At 60.2% G+C, this 20,395-nt stretch carries 15 protein-coding genes; 4 read left to right on the forward strand and 11 right to left on the reverse strand.

The annotated features are described in order from the left end of the window. Nucleotides 1-259 precede the first annotated feature (259 nt). Nucleotides 260-1,663 carry a pectate lyase family protein gene (locus F591_RS0114930; protein ID WP_156829585.1) on the forward strand — a complete coding sequence of 468 codons (1,404 nt, stop codon included), beginning with the start codon at nucleotides 260-262 and terminating at the stop codon, nucleotides 1,661-1,663. A gap of 650 nt (nucleotides 1,664-2,313) precedes the next feature. Here F591_RS0114930 and F591_RS0114935 read toward each other — a convergent pair. The 5 genes from F591_RS0114935 to F591_RS0114955 all read right to left on the reverse strand — a co-directional run bounded on the left by F591_RS0114935 (nucleotide 2,314) and on the right by F591_RS0114955 (nucleotide 8,417). After that, nucleotides 2,314-3,075 carry a DeoR/GlpR family DNA-binding transcription regulator gene (locus tag F591_RS0114935; RefSeq protein WP_019535427.1) on the reverse strand — a complete coding sequence of 254 codons (762 nt, stop codon included), beginning with the start codon at nucleotides 3,073-3,075 and terminating at the stop codon, nucleotides 2,314-2,316. Between the two features lie 67 nt (nucleotides 3,076-3,142). Further along, a complete protein-coding gene (gene rhaB, locus F591_RS0114940) occupies nucleotides 3,143-4,639 on the reverse strand; it encodes a rhamnulokinase (protein ID WP_019535428.1) in 1,497 nt (498 codons plus the stop codon). Beyond that, nucleotides 4,636-5,856 carry an L-rhamnose isomerase gene (gene rhaI, locus F591_RS0114945; protein ID WP_026326638.1) on the reverse strand — a complete coding sequence of 407 codons (1,221 nt, stop codon included), beginning with the start codon at nucleotides 5,854-5,856 and terminating at the stop codon, nucleotides 4,636-4,638. The genes rhaB and rhaI overlap by 4 nt, the downstream gene beginning before the upstream one ends. Before the next feature lie 12 nt (nucleotides 5,857-5,868). Next, complete coding sequence (locus F591_RS0114950) at nucleotides 5,869-6,255, reverse strand: sensory rhodopsin transducer (RefSeq protein ID WP_019535430.1); 387 nt, start codon at nucleotides 6,253-6,255, stop codon at nucleotides 5,869-5,871. A gap of 92 nt (nucleotides 6,256-6,347) precedes the next feature. Continuing rightward, nucleotides 6,348-8,417, reverse strand: coding sequence for a bifunctional rhamnulose-1-phosphate aldolase/short-chain dehydrogenase (locus F591_RS0114955; RefSeq protein WP_019535431.1), 2,070 nt, complete (start codon nucleotides 8,415-8,417; stop codon nucleotides 6,348-6,350). Between the two features lie 563 nt (nucleotides 8,418-8,980). Here F591_RS0114955 and F591_RS0114960 point away from each other — a divergent pair. After that, nucleotides 8,981-9,769, forward strand: coding sequence for an ankyrin repeat domain-containing protein (locus F591_RS0114960; protein ID WP_019535432.1), 789 nt, complete (start codon nucleotides 8,981-8,983; stop codon nucleotides 9,767-9,769). 114 nt (nucleotides 9,770-9,883) lie between these two features. Here the strand turns inward: F591_RS0114960 and F591_RS0114965 are convergent, their stop codons facing one another. The 5 genes from F591_RS0114965 to F591_RS0114985 form a co-directional block, all read right to left on the reverse strand. After that, the gene (locus F591_RS0114965) at nucleotides 9,884-12,148 is read right to left on the reverse strand and encodes a carboxypeptidase regulatory-like domain-containing protein (protein WP_019535433.1); all 2,265 of its coding nucleotides are present in this window, start codon (nucleotides 12,146-12,148) and stop codon (nucleotides 9,884-9,886) included. Further along, nucleotides 12,120-12,488, reverse strand: a complete 369-nt coding sequence (locus F591_RS32035) for a hypothetical protein (RefSeq protein WP_019535434.1) — start codon at nucleotides 12,486-12,488, stop codon at nucleotides 12,120-12,122. The genes F591_RS0114965 and F591_RS32035 overlap by 29 nt, the downstream gene beginning before the upstream one ends. Further along, the gene (locus F591_RS0114975) at nucleotides 12,463-13,101 is read right to left on the reverse strand and encodes an RNA polymerase sigma factor (RefSeq protein ID WP_019535435.1); all 639 of its coding nucleotides are present in this window, start codon (nucleotides 13,099-13,101) and stop codon (nucleotides 12,463-12,465) included. The genes F591_RS32035 and F591_RS0114975 overlap by 26 nt, the downstream gene beginning before the upstream one ends. A 291-nt stretch (nucleotides 13,102-13,392) precedes the next feature. Beyond that, nucleotides 13,393-16,878 carry an alpha-mannosidase gene (locus tag F591_RS32875; protein ID WP_019535436.1) on the reverse strand — a complete coding sequence of 1,162 codons (3,486 nt, stop codon included), beginning with the start codon at nucleotides 16,876-16,878 and terminating at the stop codon, nucleotides 13,393-13,395. Nucleotides 16,879-16,914: 36 nt separating this feature from the next. Further along, on the reverse strand, nucleotides 16,915-17,940 hold the full coding sequence (locus F591_RS0114985) for a LacI family DNA-binding transcriptional regulator (protein ID WP_019535437.1): 1,026 nt from the start codon (nucleotides 17,938-17,940) through the stop codon (nucleotides 16,915-16,917). A gap of 253 nt (nucleotides 17,941-18,193) precedes the next feature. On the opposite strand from F591_RS0114985, the gene F591_RS28205 reads away from it, so the two are divergent. After that, nucleotides 18,194-18,634, forward strand: a complete 441-nt coding sequence (locus F591_RS28205; protein WP_019535438.1) for a YhjD family protein — start codon at nucleotides 18,194-18,196, stop codon at nucleotides 18,632-18,634. A gap of 7 nt (nucleotides 18,635-18,641) precedes the next feature. On the opposite strand, the gene F591_RS28210 is transcribed toward F591_RS28205, so the two are convergent. Further along, nucleotides 18,642-19,349 carry an IS3 family transposase gene (locus F591_RS28210; RefSeq protein WP_083935494.1) on the reverse strand — a complete coding sequence of 236 codons (708 nt, stop codon included), beginning with the start codon at nucleotides 19,347-19,349 and terminating at the stop codon, nucleotides 18,642-18,644. A gap of 334 nt (nucleotides 19,350-19,683) precedes the next feature. On the opposite strand from F591_RS28210, the gene F591_RS30470 reads away from it, so the two are divergent. Further along, nucleotides 19,684-20,395: DUF6444 domain-containing protein (locus F591_RS30470; RefSeq protein WP_156829584.1), on the forward strand; the 712-nt coding region annotated here is incomplete at its 3' end.

Below are 20,395 nucleotides of genomic sequence, written 5' to 3' on the forward strand. Positions count from 1 at the left end.
GTGGTGGCACAATAAGAAAGGCAGCGTAAACGCCAAAAACTTGAAGGTAACGGCAGCCGATTTTATCAGTCTGACGCCAAGCATTAGCCGCAGCGCCGACGGCGCGCCTGTCATCGGCGGCTTCCTGCAGCTGGCCGACAGCAGCAGCCTGAAGGGCGCCGGCACGCCGGCCGGCACGGATATCGGCGCGCGCTTCCCAAGCGGCAGCGCCGGCGTGGCGCCGCTTGCGGCAGCGGCCGTAGCGAAGCTTTTCGGCGCTGTGCCCTATCCCGGCGCCGCGCTGAGCGAGAGCCCCAGCGCGGCTGCAGGCAGCCGAGCGACGCTGCGCGAATATGATCTGACGGGCTTCGCGTCCGCCGGCACAACCGGAGGAGGCGTTCTCTCCGAGAGCGATCCGGCCTACGCCAAGGTCTATACCGCCGAGCAGCTGGGCGCCGCGCTAAAACGCAAATCGCCTGTCAAAGTGGTGGAAATCATGAACGATCTCGATCTGGGATGGAACGAGATCAGCCCGGCGGCCCGAACCGCTCCTTTCCGCCAACATAACGCCCCCAGCTCCCATCCCGTACTGCTTGCCAGCGGCGTCAGCAAAATTGAGCTGGACGGCTTTGACGGGCTGACGATTTTCTCGCGCCATGGCGCCAAGATCAAGCATGCCGCTTTTGTCATCAAGCGCAGCAATAATATCATCATCCGCAACCTCGAATTCGACGAGCTGTGGGAATGGGATGAGCTGTCCAAGGGCGATTACGACGAGAAGGATTGGGACTATATTACGCTGGAATCATCCAGCAACATCTGGATCGACCACTGCACCTTCAATAAGGCGTACGACGGCGTGGTGGACTCCAAGAAGGGAACGAAGGGAGTGACGATCTCCTGGTCGCTGTTCCGCGGCGACGACGGCAGCGCGGACGGCTGGGTGGCGCAGCAGATTCATGCCCTTGAGGCCAACCGCAGCGCCTACCCGATGTACAATTACCTGCGCGGGCTGGGGCTGACAACGCAGGATATTATCGCCATATCCGCCGGGCAGAAGAAAGGGCATCTGGTCGGCGCAAACGAGCTGGCCGCCGATAACAGCGAGCTGACGATTACGCTGCACCATAACTATTACAAGGATGTGATGGACCGTCTGCCGCGCCTGCGCGGGGGCAATGCCCATGTGTACAATATCGTTGCCGACAGCTCGCAGGCCCATGCCGCCGCCGCTCTCCTGACGCCGAGCATGAAGAGCGCGCTCTCCGCCAAGGGCTACAAATTCGGCGTCACCAGCAACGGGGCGATCTCGACCGAGAACGGCGCGGTGCTGATCGAGGGCTCCAGCTTTGTCGATATCAAGTACCCGCTGCGCAACAATCAGAAGGACCCGTCCAAGTCTCAATATACCGGGAAGATCAAAGCCGTGAACACGCTCTATTCCATGGACGGAAGCAGCTTCAAGGGCAGCAGCGATTCGCCCGGAAGCCCGCTTTCCCCTGGACCGGCGCCGGCCCTGCCGTTCTCCTGGAACGGCTTTGCGACCCTGCCTTACAGCTATGCCGTCGCCCAGCCGGAAACGCTGTCCGCAAGACTCACCTCCGGCGAAGGAGCCGGAGCCGGCCAACTGCAATGGAGCCGGGAGCAGTGGCTGCAGACTACCGGAGGCAACCCGGTGCAGTAGCGGCTGCCGCTGCCTGCGACCTTAAGCGCGCGGCAGCGGCGTCGGATTTGCGCCGCCATAGGCCGCCAGTAGCCAGCGGCCCAGCGGCTTTAAGCCGACCAAGGCCGCCGCTCCAGCGGCTTAAGCTGCAGGAGACTGCCGCTGCCCGAGGCTTTGGCCGCCACGGGCCCCTGCTGCCCGAGGCTTTGGCCGCCATGGGCCCCCGCTGCCCGAGGCTTTGGCCGCCATGGGCCCCCGCTGCCAGCAGCTTTAAGCCGGCATGAGGAAGCTTCGGCCAAACGGCTTGCTCGGGCAGCCGATGAGCTATCAGGGCCGCGCCAGCGCACAAAATAAGCCTCCATCGCCACGGTGACGGAGGGCGGGGAGCATGCTCCCTGCCCTCCGTTCCTTGCGCTAGACGGGCGATGTGGAGCCGGTCAAATGGGACGCGGGATGATTTCGCTCCGCGCGGCACGATAAGAAAAACGACTATCGACGTCCTTTCAAGGATGAGCGACCGCGATTTAGAGGTAGTTTTTCTTGGTACAGAAAGTCGCACTTCGCTTTAATGCTTTAGCGAAGTTAAACTTTCTAGCAACGTTAAAAAAGCGATTCCCCGCTCCCGCAGAAGACGAAGAATCGCTCGCTTTAATGGCTGCCAATCTGTTTCATCAAACCTGGATCACTTGCACCGCACGCTCGCGGATGGCCGCCAGCGCTTCGCGGTCCGCTTTATCGTCCGTAATCAGGCAGTTCACCCGCTCCCACCCGGTGACCCGGGCGAACGATTGCTGCCCGACCTTGCTGGAGTCGGCCAGCACGAACACCTCGTCGGAGATGCCGATCATCGCCTGCTTGATCAAGGCCTGCAGCTCGTTGGACTCGCTGAGTCCTTTGTCCGCATGCAGCCCTTTGCAGGAGAGGAACGCTTTATCGACGTGATACGTGCTGAGCGACCGCTCCGCCAGCGGGCCGACATACGATAGCGACCGGGGAGACAGCAGACCGCCGGTGGAGATGACCTGGATCTTCTCCTTCGCGCTGAGCTCCACCGCTACCTTGATCGAATTCGTAAGCACCGTCAGCGGGATGTCGGGGATGCGCTGCGCCATATACCAGGCCGTCGAGCTGGCGTCGAGAATAATCCGGTCGTTCTCCTGGATGAAGCGAACCGCTTCGCTGGCGATCTTCCGCTTCTCTTCAGGATATGCGGTCTCCCGCTCCCGATACGGCGTCTCGACGGTTTGCTCCGTCTGTATGCTGACTGCGCCGCCGTGGCTGCGCAGCAGCTTCCCCTCGCTTTCCAGCCGGTCGAGATCCCTTCGGATCGTCTCCTCGGTTACCTCGCACAGCTCGCTAAGCTCGGTGACGCGGATACTGCCCCGCTCGTTGACTAACTGTACGATTTTGTGCCATCTTTCCGCAGCCAGCATGACGTTAGCCCATTCCTTTCCCGCCTCGATTTCAACATGTTAGATGCCGATGACCGCTGTCAAAGCTTCACGATAACAGCGTCTTGAACCGTTCGTATGCGGCGTTCCATTCGGCGGCCGCCGACGGCTCATAGGTGTTCAGCGGGAACGATTCGCGAATAATGGCTCGCGCTTCCCGCAGATCGGTGATCAAGCCCAACGCAATATATTGTACAACAACATTGCCGAGCGCACTACCCTCCGCCGGTCCGGCCCACACGGGACGCCCGAGAGCGCTGGCCGTCATGCGGCAGAGCAGCTCGTTGTGAATGCCGCCTCCGACCATATGCAGACCGGCGAACCGCTTGCCGGCCAGCTGCTCCGTCTTCTCCAGCACGGCGCGGTATTTGAGCGCCAGGCTTTCCAGCACGCAGCGGATGACCTCGCCCATGGAGTCCGGTACCGGCTGCCCGGTGCGGGCGCAGTACTCGCGCACCTGCTCCGGCATGTCCTGCGGGTTCAGGAAGCGGTCGTCGTCCGGGTCGATGAACGAGCGGAACGGCTCCGCCTGCTCCGCAGCCTTGACCAGCTCCGGGAACGTGACCGCCTGGCCCGCCTTCTCCCAGGCTCTGCGGCATTCCTGAACGATCCATAAGCCCATGATGTTCTTAAGCAGCCGGAACGTGCCGTACACGCCGCCTTCGTTCGTAAAGTTCCAGGTGAGCGCTTGGTCCGTCAGCACCGGGTGTGGAAGCTCGGTGCCGAGCAGGGACCAGGTGCCGCAGCTGAGATAGGCGAAATCGGCGTCGGACGCGGGAACGGCGACGACCGCCGAAGCGGTATCGTGCTCGCCGACGGCGATGACGGGAATCGGCGGAACGCCGAGCTCCGCGCACACCTCGGGCGTCAATCTTCCGACCTGCGTGCCCGAAGCGGTCGGCGGCAGCAGCAGCCCGGCCGGGATGCCGAGCGCCTCCAGCAGCCCCTCGTCCCACTTCCCGCTGGTCGCCTGAAGCAGCTGCGTCGTCGAAGCGTTCGTGTACTCGCTCTTCATCTCTCCGGTCAGAAAATAGCGCAGCAGATCCGGAATCATCAGCAATTTGTCGGCCTGCCGCAGCGCCTCCGAACCGGCTTGCTTCAGCGCCGCCAGCTGATAGATCGTATTGAACGGCAAAAACTGAATGCCGGTGGAAGAGAAAATGCGCTCCTTCCCGAGCCGGCCTGTCACCTGTTCCATCACGCCGTCGGTATGGTGGTCGCGGTAATGATACGGATTGCCGAGCAGTTGCCCGTCTCTGCCGATCAGGCCGAAATCGACCGCCCACGAATCGATCGCCAGGCTCTGAACATCATAGCCCTGCTGACGGGCTTTCAGAATGCCCTGCTTGACCTCGTGCAGCAGCCGCAAAATATCCCAGTGCAAGTGCTTGCCGACCTGCACCGGATCGTTCGGGAAGCGGTGAATTTCCTTAAGCTCAAGGCGCGGGAGGGCGCCGCCCTCCCTGTCCGTCAGCTCGCCGATCATCGCGCGTCCGCTGGACGCTCCGAGATCGAAGGCGAGCACGCAGGCGGTCCGGCTGCTCACCAGCTGGCACCGCCCTTGCCGCGGGGCAGAATGCTGTCTGCATATCCGCTTTCCTTGTATGCCTTCATCGGATCGGCCGGCACGCCCATTTCCTCGCGGACGGCGAGCAAGAGCGGCGTGACGTCGATCTCGTACGCTTCGCGCACCGCATTCTCGGCATCCAGCACGTCCTGGCGTTCCTGGGCCTCGCGCACCTGGTCGCGGTTGATCAGCAGCGCCTTGGCGTACTGGGTCTGCACATTCAGCACGGAGCGGATCATCGCCGGAATTTTCGGCTCGATGTTATGGCTTTGGTCGATCATGTAGGCGATATTTTCCGCCGTCTTCCGGACGCCGCTGTCCTCGTCCGCCGCCGCATCGAGAATTTGATAGAAGATCAGGAAAAGCTCGTACGGATTGTGGGAGCCTACGATCATATCGTCGTCCGCATATTTGCGGCTGTTGAAATGGAAGCCGCCAAGCTTCTTCTCATCCAGCAGGTAAGCGACGATATGCTCGACGTTCGTCCCCTGCGCGTGATGGCCGGTATCGACCAGCACCTCCGCCTGCGGGCCGAGCTTGTTCGCCATGTTGAAGGCCATGCCCCAATCCGCCAAATCCGTATGATAGAACGCCGGCTCGAAAAACTTGTATTCGATCAGCATCCGCATTTGCGGCGTCATGGCTTGGTACATCTCGCTCAGCGCCTCGTACATCCACGCCTTGCGCTTGCGGATGTCGACCTGCCCCGGGTAATTGGAGCCGTCGGCAAACCACAGGCTCAGCACGTCGGAGCCGACGGTTTTGGCGATCTCCACGCATTCGAGCAGATGCTCCGTTGCCTTGCGGCGCACCGCCGGATTCGAATTGGTCACGCTGCCGAAGATGTACTCGTCCTCCTGGAACAGGTTAGGATTCACCGCGCCGATGCTGACGCCGAGGTCGGCCGCATGCTTTTTAAGCTGAGCGTAATCGTCCACTTTGTCCCACGGAATATGAATCGCCACCGACGGGCAAATCCCCGTCAGCTTGTGCACCTGCGCCGCATCCTCGAATTTCTCGAACGGATTGCGCGGAACGCCCGCCTGCTGGAACACCTTGAAGCGGGTGCCGGAATCGCCGTAGCCCCAGGAAGGCGTCTCCACTTTGAGCGCTTTCAGTTTCGCTTTCACCTGCTCCAGATCAATGCCTCTCGCCCGCTGCTGCTCCTCGAACAGCGCATAAGCCCGGTCGAACAATGTCATGTTCGTTCACCCTTTCGTCTCGTTTGGATATGGATAGGCCATGACCGACATCAGCGCATTGGCTGCCTGGGTCGAATCGAGCCGGCTGTATTGGACGATGACCGGCACCGTGCTCTCGACCTCCATGGCGTAGGGCACGCCCTTCGGAATGCGCTCGCCGTCTTTGGACAGCCCCGCCGTGCGGATATGCATCGTGCGCCGGCCGGGGACAACCGCTTCGATGCGTTCTATCGGCGGGCGATCTTCAAAATAGACGGTGATGGACAGCGCCGCGTCCTCGTGCCCGCAGTTCAGCACGCAGATCGACTCGTGACTTTCCAGCTCCCCCGAGCTGGTCGGCGGAATATACCCGTCGGGAATAAACCACAATGTATGTCCTTTCGCTACGCTCATCGGTCGTTCCTCCTCGCAGCTATAAACTTAGGAAGCGCTGGCCGGTCAGACAGGCGCAACACCCGTCTGACCGCGATTAACGCGCGCTTATCTTATCGGGTGAACGCGGCCGGCACTCCGCCGTCCACGGTCAGCATGCAGCCGGTCGTTTTCGCCGCTTTGGACGAAGCGAAGAAAGCGATCGCCTCGGCGATATCCTGCGGGAACACGTTGACCAGCAGCGTCGTGCGCTTGCGGTAATATTCTTCCAGCTGATCCGGCTCGATGCCGTAAGCGGCTGCGCGCTCGTTGCGCCAGCTGGAGTTCCAGATCGCGGAGCCCTGCAAAATCGCGTCCGGCAGCACGGAGTTGACGCGAATGCCGTATTCGCCGCCTTCGGCCGCGATGCAGCGCGCCAGATGCACCTCGGCCGCCTTGGCGGTGCTGTACGCCGAAGCGTTCTTGCCGGCATAGACGGAGTTCTTCGAGCCGATGAAAATCATGCTGCCGCCTGTGCCTTGCCGCTTCATCAGCTTGAACGCTTCTCTGGCCACCAGGAAGTAGCCTGTTCCGAGCACGTTCATGTTCAGGTTCCATTCCTTAAGCGACGTCTCGTCGAACGGGCTCGACGTGGCCAGGCCGGCGTTGTTGACGACGATGTCGACGCCGCCGTAGGCCAGCACCGTTTCCTTGTACGCCTGCTGTACCTGCTCCTCGCTCGTCACGTCGATCTTCACGGCCAGCACACGGTTGTCGCCGTACTGGGCGTTCAATTCAGCCGCCAGCTTCTCCGCGCCCTCGATGTTCAGGTCGGCGATGACGACGTGCGCGCCCTCTTTCAGCAGCTGGCGGGTGGCCGCGCTGCCGATGCCGCCGGCGCCGCCGGTAATGAAGGCGACCTGACGGGAAAACTCCGCTTCCGCCGGAGCGAGCGTCAGCTTATACAGCTCCAGCGGCCAATATTCCACGTTGTAGGACTCGTTCTCGCTGAGCGAGACGAACTTTCCGAGGCTCGTTGCGCCGCGCATAACGGCAATCGCCCGATGATACAGGGCGCCGCTGACGCGGGACATCGCATGCGACTTGCCGGTGTTGATCATGCCGATCCCCGGGATCAGAATGACGCGCGGAGCCGCTTCGAACATCTGGTCGCCTTCGTTCTTGTTGCGCTCGAAGTAAGCGCGGTAGTCCTCCTTGTAAGCGGCGATGCCGTTCTTCACCGCTTCGACAAGCGCGTCCGCGTCGCGGGAAGACGGGTCCCAATCGACAAACAGCGGCTTCATCTTCGTATGAACGAGGTGGTCCGGGCAGGCTGCGCCGACCTGGGACAACTCGGCGGCGTCGCGGCTGCCGACGAATTGCAGCACGTCGGGCGCGTCGTCGTAAGTGACGATCATCCGCTTCTCCTTGCCCACTTCGCCGCGCACGATCGGCAACAGCTGAGCCAGCAAAGCGCGCCGCTCTTCCTCCGGCAGCGCCTCGTGCTTCGGACCGCCGTACAGCGTATCGTTGTTCACGCGGGCTTCAATGAAGTCCTCGGCCTCCTGGATGATGGCCAGCGTCTTGCGATAGCATTCCTCCGACGTCTCGCCCCAAGTGACCAGACCGTGCTTCTCCATCAGGACGAGCTCGGCGTTCGGATTGCTGCGGACGCCTTCGGCGATCATTTTCGACAGCGTGAAGCCCGGGCGCACGTACGGAACCCAGACGAAGCGGTCGCCGTAAATTTCTTTGGCCAGCTCCCGGCCGTTGTCCGCGCAGCACAGGCTGATGATCGCGTCCGGATGCGTATGGTCGACATGCTTGAACGGCAAAAACGCGTGCAGCAGCGTCTCGATCGACGCACGCGGATGCTTGCTGTCGATCATGCAGTGCGCCAAATAGGCGACCATCTCCTCGTCCGTCATCGCTTCGCGCTCGATCAGCGGGCGAATGTCCTCCATGCGCAGGCCGGTGAAATTGCCGGCTTTCATCGTCGCCAGGTCAGAACCGCTTCCCTTGACCCACATTACCTCGACCTCACGGCCTCTGAAATCGGTTACCGTCGTCTTCATCGACGTGTTGCCGCCGCCCCAGTTCGCAACGGAGCGGTCGGTTCCGAGCAGATTGGAGCGGTATACCAGTTCGTCCAGTCCTTGCTTCAATTCTTTGGCTTTCGCTTGATCCCATAAATTCGCAGGCATACAGCACTCTCCCCAGTTGATTTTTATCCAAAAGAAATCAGTACTGGGTTCAGTATAATATATTTTTGTTTATTTTTGAATATGTATTTTTGTTTTTGTTTGACTCTTGTTCTGCCGTTACCCGGAAAAGATGAACAAAGGCGTCTGTCCGATCGTTCGGTTCGAGAATCCATGACGTACAGCCGGGAGACGAACGGCGCTGACGAATTGGCGGACGGCTTGGCCGGGCAAGCTTGGACGGACGAACTTAGACGGGCATACTTAGACGGGCATACTTAGACGGGCTAACAGAGCGATGTCCATTATGGACACACATCGTGCAATTCCTTTTACAGACTTCGTCGGTTTGGGGTTTAAAGGCTTCGGAACGCAAGGGAGGATAGAAGGGCAATGGAATTTACCGACTCTTAGGGGGCGAACCACGGTCTTAAAGCCGGTGAGCCGCTTGCCTTTCCCGAACGGCGAGCTGAGGGATTTCCCCAAAAAACTGCAGTTATTTGTGGTTGGGTTCTCCAGATTACCTATGTACTCAGCTATAATTAGAATTAACAAATTTAGGAGGGATGAACATATTGGTCATTTCCGAAAACGAGCCTCTTGCGGTTACCTTGGTCGAGGCAATCCGCACCGGCGATGTCCTGGGATTGCAGAGACTGCTCACCGAGAACCCTGGACTTGCTGCGGTGAGAATTATCGGAGGCGATACGTGCAACGGGAACGTGTCGCGTACGCTGCTGCATGTGGCTACCGACTGGCCCGGCCATTTTCCAAACGGTGCGGCGACGGTGGCCGAATTGGTCAAAGCTGGAGCTGAGGTGAACGCCCGAATCACCGGCCGCCCTCATTGTGAGACACCCCTTCATTGGGCCGCGAGCAGCGATGATATCGAGGTGCTCGACGCGCTTCTCGATGTCGGCGCTGATATTGAGGCATCCGGTGCGGTCATCGCCGGTGGAACGCCGCTGGACGATGCAGTGGCGTTTGGGCAGTGGAAGGCCGCACACCGGTTAGTTGAGCGCGGTGCAGAGTTCACGCTCTGGCACGCGGCCGCGCTTGGACTGTTGGATGATATGGAAGCCCACTTTGCCGGGAGAACACTTTCACGGCGATATCCGTGGGGAGCCAGCCACAATCCACCCCCGGATGAAGTTACCGTCGCCTTCTGGTGCGCTTGCCACGGCGGACAGCGGCACTGTGCCGAGCATTTGCTCGAACGAGGGGTCGAACTGAACTGGATTTCCGTATGGGACGGACTGACCCCTTTGGATGCGGCACAACGAAGCGCTGCCGGCGAAGTGGTTCAGTGGTTGCGCAACCAGGGTGCTAAATCCGCCAAAGAACTGCATCGTTAAGCCCCCCTCCTGTCCATCAGATGGGAACTCGGGACTTCCTATTGGCAGTAGAAGAAACAAAGAGCCGCAAAAAGAGGGACGGGCGCCTTCTTGCCTGCACTCGTCCCTCGCGTTTCAATCCACTTGCAACAGCGCCTCCACGAACCGCTTCATTCCGGTATAGCCGGTCGTCGCAGACCATTCCCGGACGGATTCGCTCTCTCCGGCGAACACCCACTCCAGTTGCTCTCGCAGCTCCCGCCAATACGCGTCGGGTGCGGCGGCTTGCGCCTGTTCGTCGGCAAGCGCGGCCATCAGCTCCGCCCATACCGGACCGCCCGGGTTCAGTTCGCGCTCCGGATAGCGGCGCGCCAGTTCCGCCGCCCGATCGATCGAACCGTGCCGGTACAGGTGAACGGCGATGTAGCTGCCGACAAAGCGGTGCGAATCGTCCAGCTCCATCGCTTTCGCGAACAGCTCCTCCGCCTCCCGCAGCCGCCCTTGGTGCAGCAGGGAGGTAGCGTAGACGGACGACGTGTATCCGTTCACGCCTCCTTCCAGCCTCGCCAGCTCCGCGTATGCCCGGTTCGTCTCCTCCCATTTTTCCCGACTGTAATAATAGTCAAACACCCGGGACCAGGCAGACTTGGTAGGATACAGCTCCGCCATGCGCAGCAAGTACGGCAGCGCCTCGTCCTCCAGCGGACGAGGATCGTCCGAAACCGCCGCCAGCCCCTGGTACACGCGCACGATCATGCGCAAGCTGTGGCGGTCCGCCTCGTTCGCCGCGAAAGCCGCCTTGTATCCGGCCAGCGCTTCGTCCAGCCTGCCGTCCAACAGCAGCCGGTCTTCCGGGGCAAGCTCGCGCGCTTTTACGTAAAAAAACGGAAAGCGCCCGATCGTGCTCTCGTCCAGCCGGTAGCCGTTGCTGCGGGTGATCGGCCGGCCGTCGGCGTCCAACGCTTCAACGTTCCAGTAGAAACGGTTGTCCGGGTTCGCCAAACCGAGCAGCGATAGCGGGCTCGGCATATCCTTGCCGTCCTTCTCCGTGAAGGCGAGGAGAGACGCTTCGTCGTACAGCTCTTCGATCGGGACGGTCAATTCTGTCTCCCGCACTCCTTCGCGCAGCGTCATGCCGGCCGTGCCTCCTTCTCCGAGCGGGATATGAACGCCAATTCGATACGTCGCGGCTCCGTCGACCGGCTCCCACCGAAAGCGGATCTCATCGCCGGTCACCGCCTCGGAATCGACCGGGGATACGATGTCCATCAGCTTTCTTAATGTCACTTGCCGCGTCAACTGCTTGCCCGCGGCGACATCGATCCAGTCATTGCCGCCGACCGGCCACGTCCAGCCGTCGATCTGCTCGAACGTAAAGCCGAGGTACAGCGCGTAGCTGCCGGGCAGCACGCCGTCGAATCGAAATTGCCCGCTGGCGTCCGTGATTGTCTGGTACGGCTCGTTTTCCAAAACGCTGTGATACACATCGTCCCGATGGCGCAAAAAGACGCCAACGCCGACCATCGGCGAACCGTCGCCGCGAACGACTGTGCCGGATACGGCAGCCGGCTCGCCCACGGCGGCTGTTTGCCGCAACAGTTCGTCGAGTCGTCCAAGCTGCTCCAGCATGACCGACCGCATCCCGGATCCGTTCGGGTGCTGTTGGCGCAGCTGTTCCCACTGCTCCTCATGCGCCTTCCGCTGCCGCGCAACTTCCTCGCGAGCGGACGCGACATCGCCTTGCCGGACGAGCAGCTTCGCCTTCAAGGCGGCGATTTGGCCGTTCAAGTCCGCGTCGTTCGTGCTTAAATCGGCCGACAGCTCCTCCAGCAGCGCCAGCGCCTGCTCATCTTCCCCCCGATCGGCCAGCAGTGTGGCGCGCATCATTTTCAGCGACTTGGCCTCGTTCTTGCTCAGTCGCCGTTCTGCTGACGCCAGTTCCTCCAACGCCGCTTTCGGGTCACCGAGCCCAAGGTAGCACACCGCCTGCTGCACGGCGGCGCGCCGCATATAACCGTCAACAGGAGCCCGCCGCACGTAATCGGTCAAGTACGGCAGCTTTTCTTCCACGGTAAACGCGGGCGGACCGGAGTCGTCTGTCCGATACGTCGTATAGGTCGACCCGAGGCCGACGACGACGTTGTAAACCCCCAACGGTGTATCCGCGCCCGGTTCGATCATATATTCGCGGATAAGCCGCCACCGCTCCGCCGCCGGTGCTTCGTCGATCGCCCGAAACAGCGCGGGCTTGGCGTCGCCGCCGCCTTGGCGGTACCGGTATTCGGCCAGATGTGTGCTTGCCTTCGGCTGTACGAGCCCGGCGTACAGCCATACGACGGCCGATGCGGCGAGCAGCCCGACGACGAGATGCTTAACCTTGATGTTGATCGTCCGCTTCAAGTTTGGCCACCGCCCTCTCGTAATCTTCCTTCCAATACGTATTTCCGCCCGCCTCCACAAGCTTCGACCGCCGGTCGTCCGAGTTTCCCGCGTCGTTCCAGCCGATGCCGGCATCGGGCTGGCCGAGCCGCAAAACAGCCATAAGCGCGATGGCGACGACTGACACGACGGCGCCGACCGGCACGAGCGCAATGTCCAGCTCTTTGTTCCACAGCGCGGCGAGTCGGGCTTTCCATGTGCGCGGATGCGTCCGCTCCAGCACTTGCTCCGCCCGCTCGAACCGCAAAGGCTCCAGCTCTTGGCGCAGCTTTTCGTTAATCCGCTCCCGATCCGAACCCATCCTCTTCATCCTCCTCCAGCAGTTCACGCAGCATCGCTCGCCCGCGGGCCAGCCGCGACTTGACCGTGTTGTCGCTGCAGCCGAGCTGCGCCGCGATGTCGGCCACTTTCCATCCGTTGAAATAATGCAATACGATCGCTTCCCGGTACTTGTAACCCAGCTTCAGAATCGCGTCGCTGAGCCGCGCAGCGCGGCAATCGGCCAGTAACCGCTCCTCCGGCCCCGGGTCGGACGACTCGTCCGGCAGCCGCTCGACATCCGCGAACGGAATGAGCCGACGCCAGCTCCAGGTTCGCAGCCGCATCCGGCATCGGTTAATGGCAATGCGGAGCAGCCAGCCGCCCAGTTTTTCGGGATCTTTCAATTGGTCGATATGGCGATACGCCTGCACGAACGTGTCCATCACCGCTTCCTCCGCCGCCTGCCGGTCCTTCAACAGCAGCCAGGCGGTGCGCAGTAAATCGTCTCCGTATCGCGACATGAGCGTCCACAACGCCTCTTCTTCTCGCTCGTTCAGGCGTCGAACGAGCTCTGCCGCATGGTCCAGACCGACACCTCCCCTTCCCACCCAATACGATGCGTCGATATACGATCCGGTTGCATGTTTCGGCATATTTTTTTCGGAACGCACCTTTCTGCATGAACCACGTACATATACGGCATTTTCCCCCACTGCTACCCGATTGTCCATATTCCTCAAAAAAGAATATCTATAATATAGGTGCATTCTTGACCTTAATTTTACTTAAGATTCAGCCGGAAACGGTATTTCCCGAGACGAACGTTTTGGCCTGTACGTCAACGGGCTTCCCTGTCGCTCACAAAGAAAAAAACCTGAGGCTACCCCCAGGTTCGTTAGATTTCTAATTGAGAAAAAAGAGCCGCGATCGCCGAAGCTTCATCGCTATATTTCGAGCTTGAACGTTTTCAGCTCGTACGGCTTGATGTCGAAGACGAACGCCCCTTCGCTCGCCGAGCCGAGCGGGCGCTCCAGCAGGTCGCACTCTGTCCAGCGGCGCACGGGAAGCCCGGCCGTCAACGTGACCCGGCCGCGTGCGCCGGCGAATTCATGCAGGCGCACGATCAGCGCGTCTTCGTCTTCGGCTTTCTTGACCGCATCGATCATGACGTGGTCCGCGGACAAGCTGAGCAGCGAGAAGCTCGCCTCGGAGCCCGTTCCCGTTCCCGCGGCGGCGTGCAGCGGATTGTTCAGCTCCCACGCTTCCTGCACGGTACGCCCCTCGTACCAGCCGCCTTCGTGCGGCAGCAGCGCGTACGTGAAATTGTGCTCTCCCCGGTCAGCCGTCGCGTCGGGCACGAGCGCGGATTTGATCAGCGTTAGCCGCATGACGTTCTCCTTGATGTCGTAGCCGTATTTGCAGTCGTTCAGCAGGCTGACGCCATAGCCTCTTTCCGACAGGTCCGCCCATTGGTGGCCGACCGTTTCGAACCGGGCGTAATCCCAGCTCGTATTCCAGTGGGTCGGCCGCTTCACATTGCCGAACTGAATGTCGTAGGTCGCTTCGACGGAGCGAATGTCGACCGGGAAGGCGGCCTTCAACAAGCGGCGGCTCTCCTGCCAGTCCACCCGCGTGCGGAAATCGATGCGCCGGCTGTCCCTGTATACGATCAGCCGCTGCTCGACGGCGGAATCCTTGTATTTCCATGCCATGCGGACGACCGCCCGCAACGGCCCTGCCTCTTCCACCGCCGCTCCCTCGAAATCGGCGATTTCCTCCATTTTTTCCTGATAAAAAATGTCGATGTCCCACGCCTCATGCCTGCTCTTCGGCTTATCCTCGAACACCTGCAGGACGTTGCCGCGGGCCCCTTCGGCCAGCACGCTGCGGCCTGCCGCCTTGTCGTACAGCGCGGTCAGCTGGCCCTGCCCGTTCCAGCGAATTTCGTAGAACGGCGTATCGATGCCGTCCGCATGCACCGCGAACGGGGACGCCGGCTCGGCGGAAGCGGTCAGGGCGGAACCGCCCGGCCCCGGCGCAAACTCCAGCCGCACGTAGCCCATCGGCGGAACGCCCGTCGGCTTCAGGAGCCAGCCGCCCGCGGCGGTGCGCTGCGCCTCGAGCACCCGGCCGTCGGCCGCGCGCCAGTGCCCGTTGGACGCCCCAGGACTATCCTCGGGCGCATTAGCGCCTTTCCCGGCCGCATCGAAGCTATCCTCAGGCGCATAAGCGCTATTCCCGGCTGCACCGGGACTATCCTCAGGCGCGCCAGGGCTATTATTAAGCGTACCGGAGCTGTCCTCGGACTCGCCAAGACTATTGTTGGCCTCACCAGGGCTATTCTCGATCGTATTGAAGCTGCTTATGGCCGAGCCGGGGGCGTCCTCGGCAACTCCAAGACTACCCTCAGGCTTGCCAAGGCCATCTGTGGCCGCACAGGCGCCGTTTTCGGGCACGCCTAGCCCGTACCCCGGCGCAAGCTCCACATAATCCGTGCGCTCCCAGCCAGCGCTGTTGAACGCAAGATACACCGTGGCAGCGGACGCACTGCCCCCTCGCTGCTGCAAGCCACTGCCCTCGCCCTGCAGCAGAGCAGCGGCGCCCTGCAGCGCCTCCCGGCCGATCCGTTCGGCCTCCTCGTATTCCGCGCGGCTGTCCTCATACACTTCGCGAATAGAGGAACCGGGGATAATATCATGGAACTGGTTGCGCAGAATGACGATCCAGCCGTCGTACAGCGCCTTCTGCGGGTAATGCCGCCAATCGCTCCGCTGCAGGCAGCCGAGCGCATTCAGCCACTCGGCCTCGCGGTACAGCAGCTCGAGCTTCCGGTTCATCCTTTTGTTGTAGGCCTGGCTCGTATACGTGCCCCGATGCAGCTCCAAATAAAGCTCGCCGTCCCACGTATGGACGTACTGGTCCGTCCCGCACACTGTCTCCTGCAGCTCGGCGAAATATTCGTCGGCCCGGCCGGTCGTGACGCGCGGAATGCCCGGCATAGCGTCCAGCCTGCGGCGCATTTCGAGCATTTCGCGGTTGACGCCGCCGCCTCCGTCGCCATAGCCGTATGCCAGCAGCAGCTCCTGATTGAGCGCCTTGTCCCGGTAAGCGTCCCAGATGCCCTGGACAGATTCCGGGGTGATTTTGCCATTATAGGTATAGTAAAAAGCGCCTTCATTGCCGCCCGGGTCCGGCGTCGTAATGAAATGGGTCAAAATTTCCGAGCCGTCGATGCCTCGCCACAGGAACGTATCGTGCGGCATCCGATTGTATTGATTCCAGCTGATCTTGGTCGTCATGAACGCTTCAATGCCCGCTTTGCGCAAAATTTGCGGCAGCGCCCAGCTGTAGCCGAATACGTCGGGCAGCCACAAATATTTGCATTCGACGCCGAATTCGTCGCGGAAGAAGCGCATGCCGTACAGGAGCTGGCGGACCAGCGATTCGCCGGAGGACAGGTTGCAGTCCGCCTCCAGCCACATCGCGCCGCCAGGCTCCCACCGTCCTTCGGCCGCGCGGGCGCGAATCTGTTCGTAGAGCCCCGGATAGTCCTCCTTCAAATAGGCGTAAAGCTGCGGCTGAGTCTGCAAAAAGACATAATCCGGAAACAGTTCCATCAGCCTCAGCACCGTAGAGAATGAGCGCGCCGCTTTTTCCCGCGTATGCTTGAGCCGCCACAGCCACGCCACATCGATGTGCGTATGCCCGATGCAGCGCACCGTGACGGCGTGATGCTTCGGCATGGCGTCCAGCTGCTCTTTTAACAGGGCAGCCGCCTCCCTTACCGAAGCGTAAAAGGCATCCGAGCCCGGCCGCGACCAATCGATTCGCAGAAAAGCCCGGTCCAGCGCCGACAGCAGGGCATGCCGCTCCGGCCGGCTGTCGTCCAGCAGCCGGGCCGTATCCAGCGCGGCGCGACCGGTATAGAACAGATCGTCCGCCGCCTCGTCCAGCCAGGCCAGCTCTGCCTGCTCGATCCGATGCTCCAGCACTGCCTCCGGCCGGTAGCCGCCTAGACCCGACCACAGCCGGAAGCGCAGCCGCACAACCGTTCCGCACACATCCGGCGGCAGGAACACTTCCGTATGGTTGGAGTCTACACCCTGATACGGCTCGCCGTTCAGAAACAGCAGCGATTCGAAGCCGCTGCTTCCTCCCGTTTTGCCAAAATGAAACAGGCCGACCGGCTTGCGGTCCCTCCATTCCTCCGGGACGCGCACGTCCGCCGCCAGCCATACGTACGCATCCCGGCCCCGCCAGCGGTCGCCGGTGCGAGCCGCGCGCCATTCGCCTCCTTCGTCCGGATACGCGCCGATCTCCCCTGCGGGGTCCTCCTTCATGCGAAGCTCCGCAAGCGGTGTCCGGCCGCGGTAACGGTACTTGTCCAGCTCTCCGATTCTCGCTTCCAGCTTCTCAATCGTCCAAAACATTCTCCATCCTCCTCGTTTCCCCGGCGCTGTGTAAGACTAAACGCTTTCCCTCGGCACCAAGTGAGCCGACATCCATATATTTTCGGTATCCTCGGGGCTTCTGGTTCCTTCCACATATTCGATCAGCCGCTGCGCGGCGGCCGCTCCCATCGCCGGATAAGGCACCTCGACGGCGGAAATCGGCGGCACGAGATAGCCGTTCACGCGGTCCGTATTGTCCGCGGCCATCACCCGCAGCTCGCGGCCGATTCCGAGCCCAAGCCGGTATGCGGCCCGGTACACCGATACCGCTCCCGCCGACCAGTTCGAGAGGATGGCCATCGGCCAGTCGCCGGCGGCCGCCCGCTCTGCCAAAGCAGCGGCCATGCCGTCCAATTCGGCCCTCGCGGCGGTATGCACCTGCGGCCGGAAGCCGCGGGCGCGCATCCAGTCGCCGTACGCCTTCAACCGTTCGCGGTCGCCCCAGTTCGGACGGTAGGCCGGACCTTCGTACACCTCCAAATAATGCGGAGCAAGCCCCGTCCTCGCATACAGTTCATCGAGCGCCATGACGATGCTCTCGGCATAATCCATCAGCACCGACGTGATGCCGTCCGTCTCGGGGTACCCTTCCACGGATACGAACGGAATGCCGTACTCCCGCACCCGGTCCAGCCAGTCCGGGTCGGAGTAGCCGGTCGTATCCTTGGTGACGATGCCGTCGATGCGCCGCTGCAGGAACAGGTCGATCAGCCCGACCCGGCCGTCCGAGCCCTCCTCCGTGCCGTACAGCAGCACCTGGTACCCGTGCGCCCGGCACCGCTGCTGAAAGCCCTGCAGCACCTGGAGAAACAAGGGATTGTCCAAATTCCCGTAGGCCGCCAGACAGCGGCTCTTGCCCGTTCTCATGCCGCGGGCGTGCGCGTCGATGCGATAGTTCAGCTCTTCGATCGCCCGCAGCACCGCCTGCCGCTTCTCTTCGCTCACTCCGATGCCGGGCGTCCCGTTCAGCACCGCCGACACGACGCTGCGGGACACGCCGGCCCGCTGGGCGACGTCCTTGCTGGTCACCCGACCCTTCATCGCTTCTTCACCTGCCTCTCTCGCTTGCCCTATTCGTTTGCCCGATAAATCTTGATTTTCTGTCGTCTGTTTCGGCTGATGAAATGTTCACTATCCTTACGAATCGCTTTCTTCAAAATACATATAACACGTGTTATAAACGATTGTCAATCATTACCGCCTTTCTTTTTGCGAACGGCGATTGACTAAACAAGCTTTCCCGGGACATAATAAATGATATAGGAACACATGTTCGATATGGAAGGTGAATCGAATGAACGGTCAAGCCGGATTGACGGCGCAGGAGCTGCGCATGATCAAGGAGTTCATTTTGCTGCCGATGCTGCTGTCCGCCTTCGAACGAGACGCCAGACGCATCGCGGCTGCGGTGAAGACGCCCGGACCGTACGCCGATTTCATGCAGGCGACCCTCGATAGGATCACCCGCGATTTGACAGCTATCCGGCGCCAGTTCCGGATGCGGGGCATCAAAGTGTACGATCCGCAAATCACGAGCGCCGGCATTCGCGCGGAATTCAAGTGCCGCGGTTATTTGAGCGAATTCGGCATTTTGAACAACGTGCTGAAAGCGGAGGCGGAGACGTACATGCGCAAATATTTGAACGGAAGCGCAGAGGATGTTCCGGGAGGTGTATTAACGGCGCTGTCCGATAACCTGGAGGCGCAGCTTGGTGTACTTCTGTCAAGAAAGTAGACACAAATTAAGCGACCTGTTGTTGCTCGTAGTACCTCTTTTCGCATAAATGCGGAGTTAAATAGCCAATGGAAGAATGGATCCGGATGCGATTGTATTCCAGCTCGATATACGAGTGGATCGCCTCATAAGCTTGCTGGCGTGTCTGAAACGTCGTCAAGTAAACGAGCTCTTTCTTGATCACGCTATGAAAGGATTCGATGCAAGCATTGTCGTAACAGTTCCCTTTGCGGCTCATACTTCCAATCATCTCATAACTATCCAGCCGCTCACGGTACTCGGTTGACGCATACTGCGATCCGCGATCAGAATGATGAACCAAACCGGGTTTAGGCTTCTGACGCTTGTAAGCCATGTCCAGCGCGTCAAGCACGAGCTCCTTGGTCATCCGGCTGCCCATCGACCAACCGACAATCTTACGCGAAAAGAGGTCCATGACGCTCGCCAAATATACCCAGCCTTGCTTTGTGGCGACATAGGTAATGTCTGTGACCCACACCCGGTTGGGCGCGTCGACCTGGAACTGACGGTTCAACACATTATCATACACAGGCTGATTGTGTTTGGAGTTCGTTGTAGCTTTGTACTTCTTCACGACACGAGAGCGGAGTCCCATCGCCTTCATGAGCTTGGCAACGGTCTTCGTGGCCACCACCCAGCCCTCTTCGCGAAGCTTGTGAGCGAAGAGGGCTGCCGTATCGCTGCTTAAAGCCATCGAAATGATGCTGAATTCGTTTCATGAGCTTCTTCCGACGCTTCTCTTGTTCGCTGGGCTTACGATGAATCCACTTATAATAGCCGCTTCGGGATACTTGCATGACACGGCACATCTTCTCAACACGAAACTGGAAGCGGTGTTTATAAATAAACGTGTAGATCAGTCTCGGTTTTTGGTGAAGAAATGCATCGCCTTTTGTAACTATTCAGGTACTATTCAAATGTCAAACAACAAATCTCTGCTGTACATGGCGGAAATTTTTTTGTAAACTTATTCCACGAATAGGTGATCCGTTTTCCTTTATTCTGGTTGTTGTGCGAGGTGCTGAAACGTGTTGCGTGAGCAGATTCTCAAAGCTTGTAAAGAAGATCCAGAGAGTATCGTTACACTCGTTACGAATTTGCTTGCCACCGTTCAAAAGCTGGAAGCACGCGTGAAACAACTCGAAAATCAGATCAACAAGAATAGTAGAAATTCGGGCAAGCCACCGTCATCGGACGGATATAAGAAACCGAAGCCGAAGAGTCTCCGCGTCAAAGGAGAACGTTCGCCAGGCGGTCAGACGGGCCATGAGGGACATACCCTCACCTTCTCTGCAAGCCCGGATCATGTCGTCGTTCATCCGGTGACACATTGCGCTTGCGGTCATCATCTAGAGCCTTCCCCTGTCCTCCGCTATGAGAGGCGACAGGTGCATGAGCTGCCACTCTTGCGATTGGAAGTCACCGAACATCAGGCAGAAGTCAAGTCCTGTGAGAGGTGCGGCAATGTGATCAAGGGCGAATTCCCGGCAGAGGTCGCGGCCCCGGTTCAGTACGGTCCAAGATTTCGCGCGACAACAACCTACTTGAGTCAATATCAACTTCTTCCTTACCATCGTGTCAGCGAAGTGATGGAAGATCTGTTTGCGCACAAGCTCAGTGAGGGCACGATCATAAGTGCCAATCTGTCCTGTTACGAACATCTGGAATCCGTCGAGCACAAAATCAAGGAACAAATTGTGAGCAGCCCTGTTGCGCATTTCGATGAGACCGGCATTCGGG

The organism is Paenibacillus ginsengihumi DSM 21568, assembly GCF_000380965.1.
Classification (GTDB): Bacteria; Bacillota; Bacilli; order Paenibacillales; family NBRC-103111; genus Paenibacillus_G; species Paenibacillus_G ginsengihumi.

Coding starts and splice junctions, on each gene's coding strand:
- F591_RS0114950 (WP_019535430.1), bottom strand. CDS start 6,255: ATGAGCGTAGCGAAAGGACATACATTGTGGTTTATTCCCGACGGGTAT.
- F591_RS0114985 (WP_019535437.1), bottom strand. CDS start 17,940: ATGAAGGGTCGGGTGACCAGCAAGGACGTCGCCCAGCGGGCCGGCGTG.
- F591_RS28210 (WP_083935494.1), bottom strand. CDS start 19,349: ATGGCTTTAAGCAGCGATACGGCAGCCCTCTTCGCTCACAAGCTTCGC.
- F591_RS0114975 (WP_019535435.1), bottom strand. CDS start 13,101: ATGCCGAAACATGCAACCGGATCGTATATCGACGCATCGTATTGGGTG.
- F591_RS0114960 (WP_019535432.1), top strand. CDS start 8,981: ATGAACATATTGGTCATTTCCGAAAACGAGCCTCTTGCGGTTACCTTG.
- F591_RS28205 (WP_019535438.1), top strand. CDS start 18,194: ATGAACGGTCAAGCCGGATTGACGGCGCAGGAGCTGCGCATGATCAAG.
- F591_RS32875 (WP_019535436.1), bottom strand. CDS start 16,878: ATGTTTTGGACGATTGAGAAGCTGGAAGCGAGAATCGGAGAGCTGGAC.
- F591_RS0114935 (WP_019535427.1), bottom strand. CDS start 3,075: ATGCTGGCTGCGGAAAGATGGCACAAAATCGTACAGTTAGTCAACGAG.
- F591_RS32035 (WP_019535434.1), bottom strand. CDS start 12,488: ATGGGTTCGGATCGGGAGCGGATTAACGAAAAGCTGCGCCAAGAGCTG.
- F591_RS0114955 (WP_019535431.1), bottom strand. CDS start 8,417: ATGCCTGCGAATTTATGGGATCAAGCGAAAGCCAAAGAATTGAAGCAA.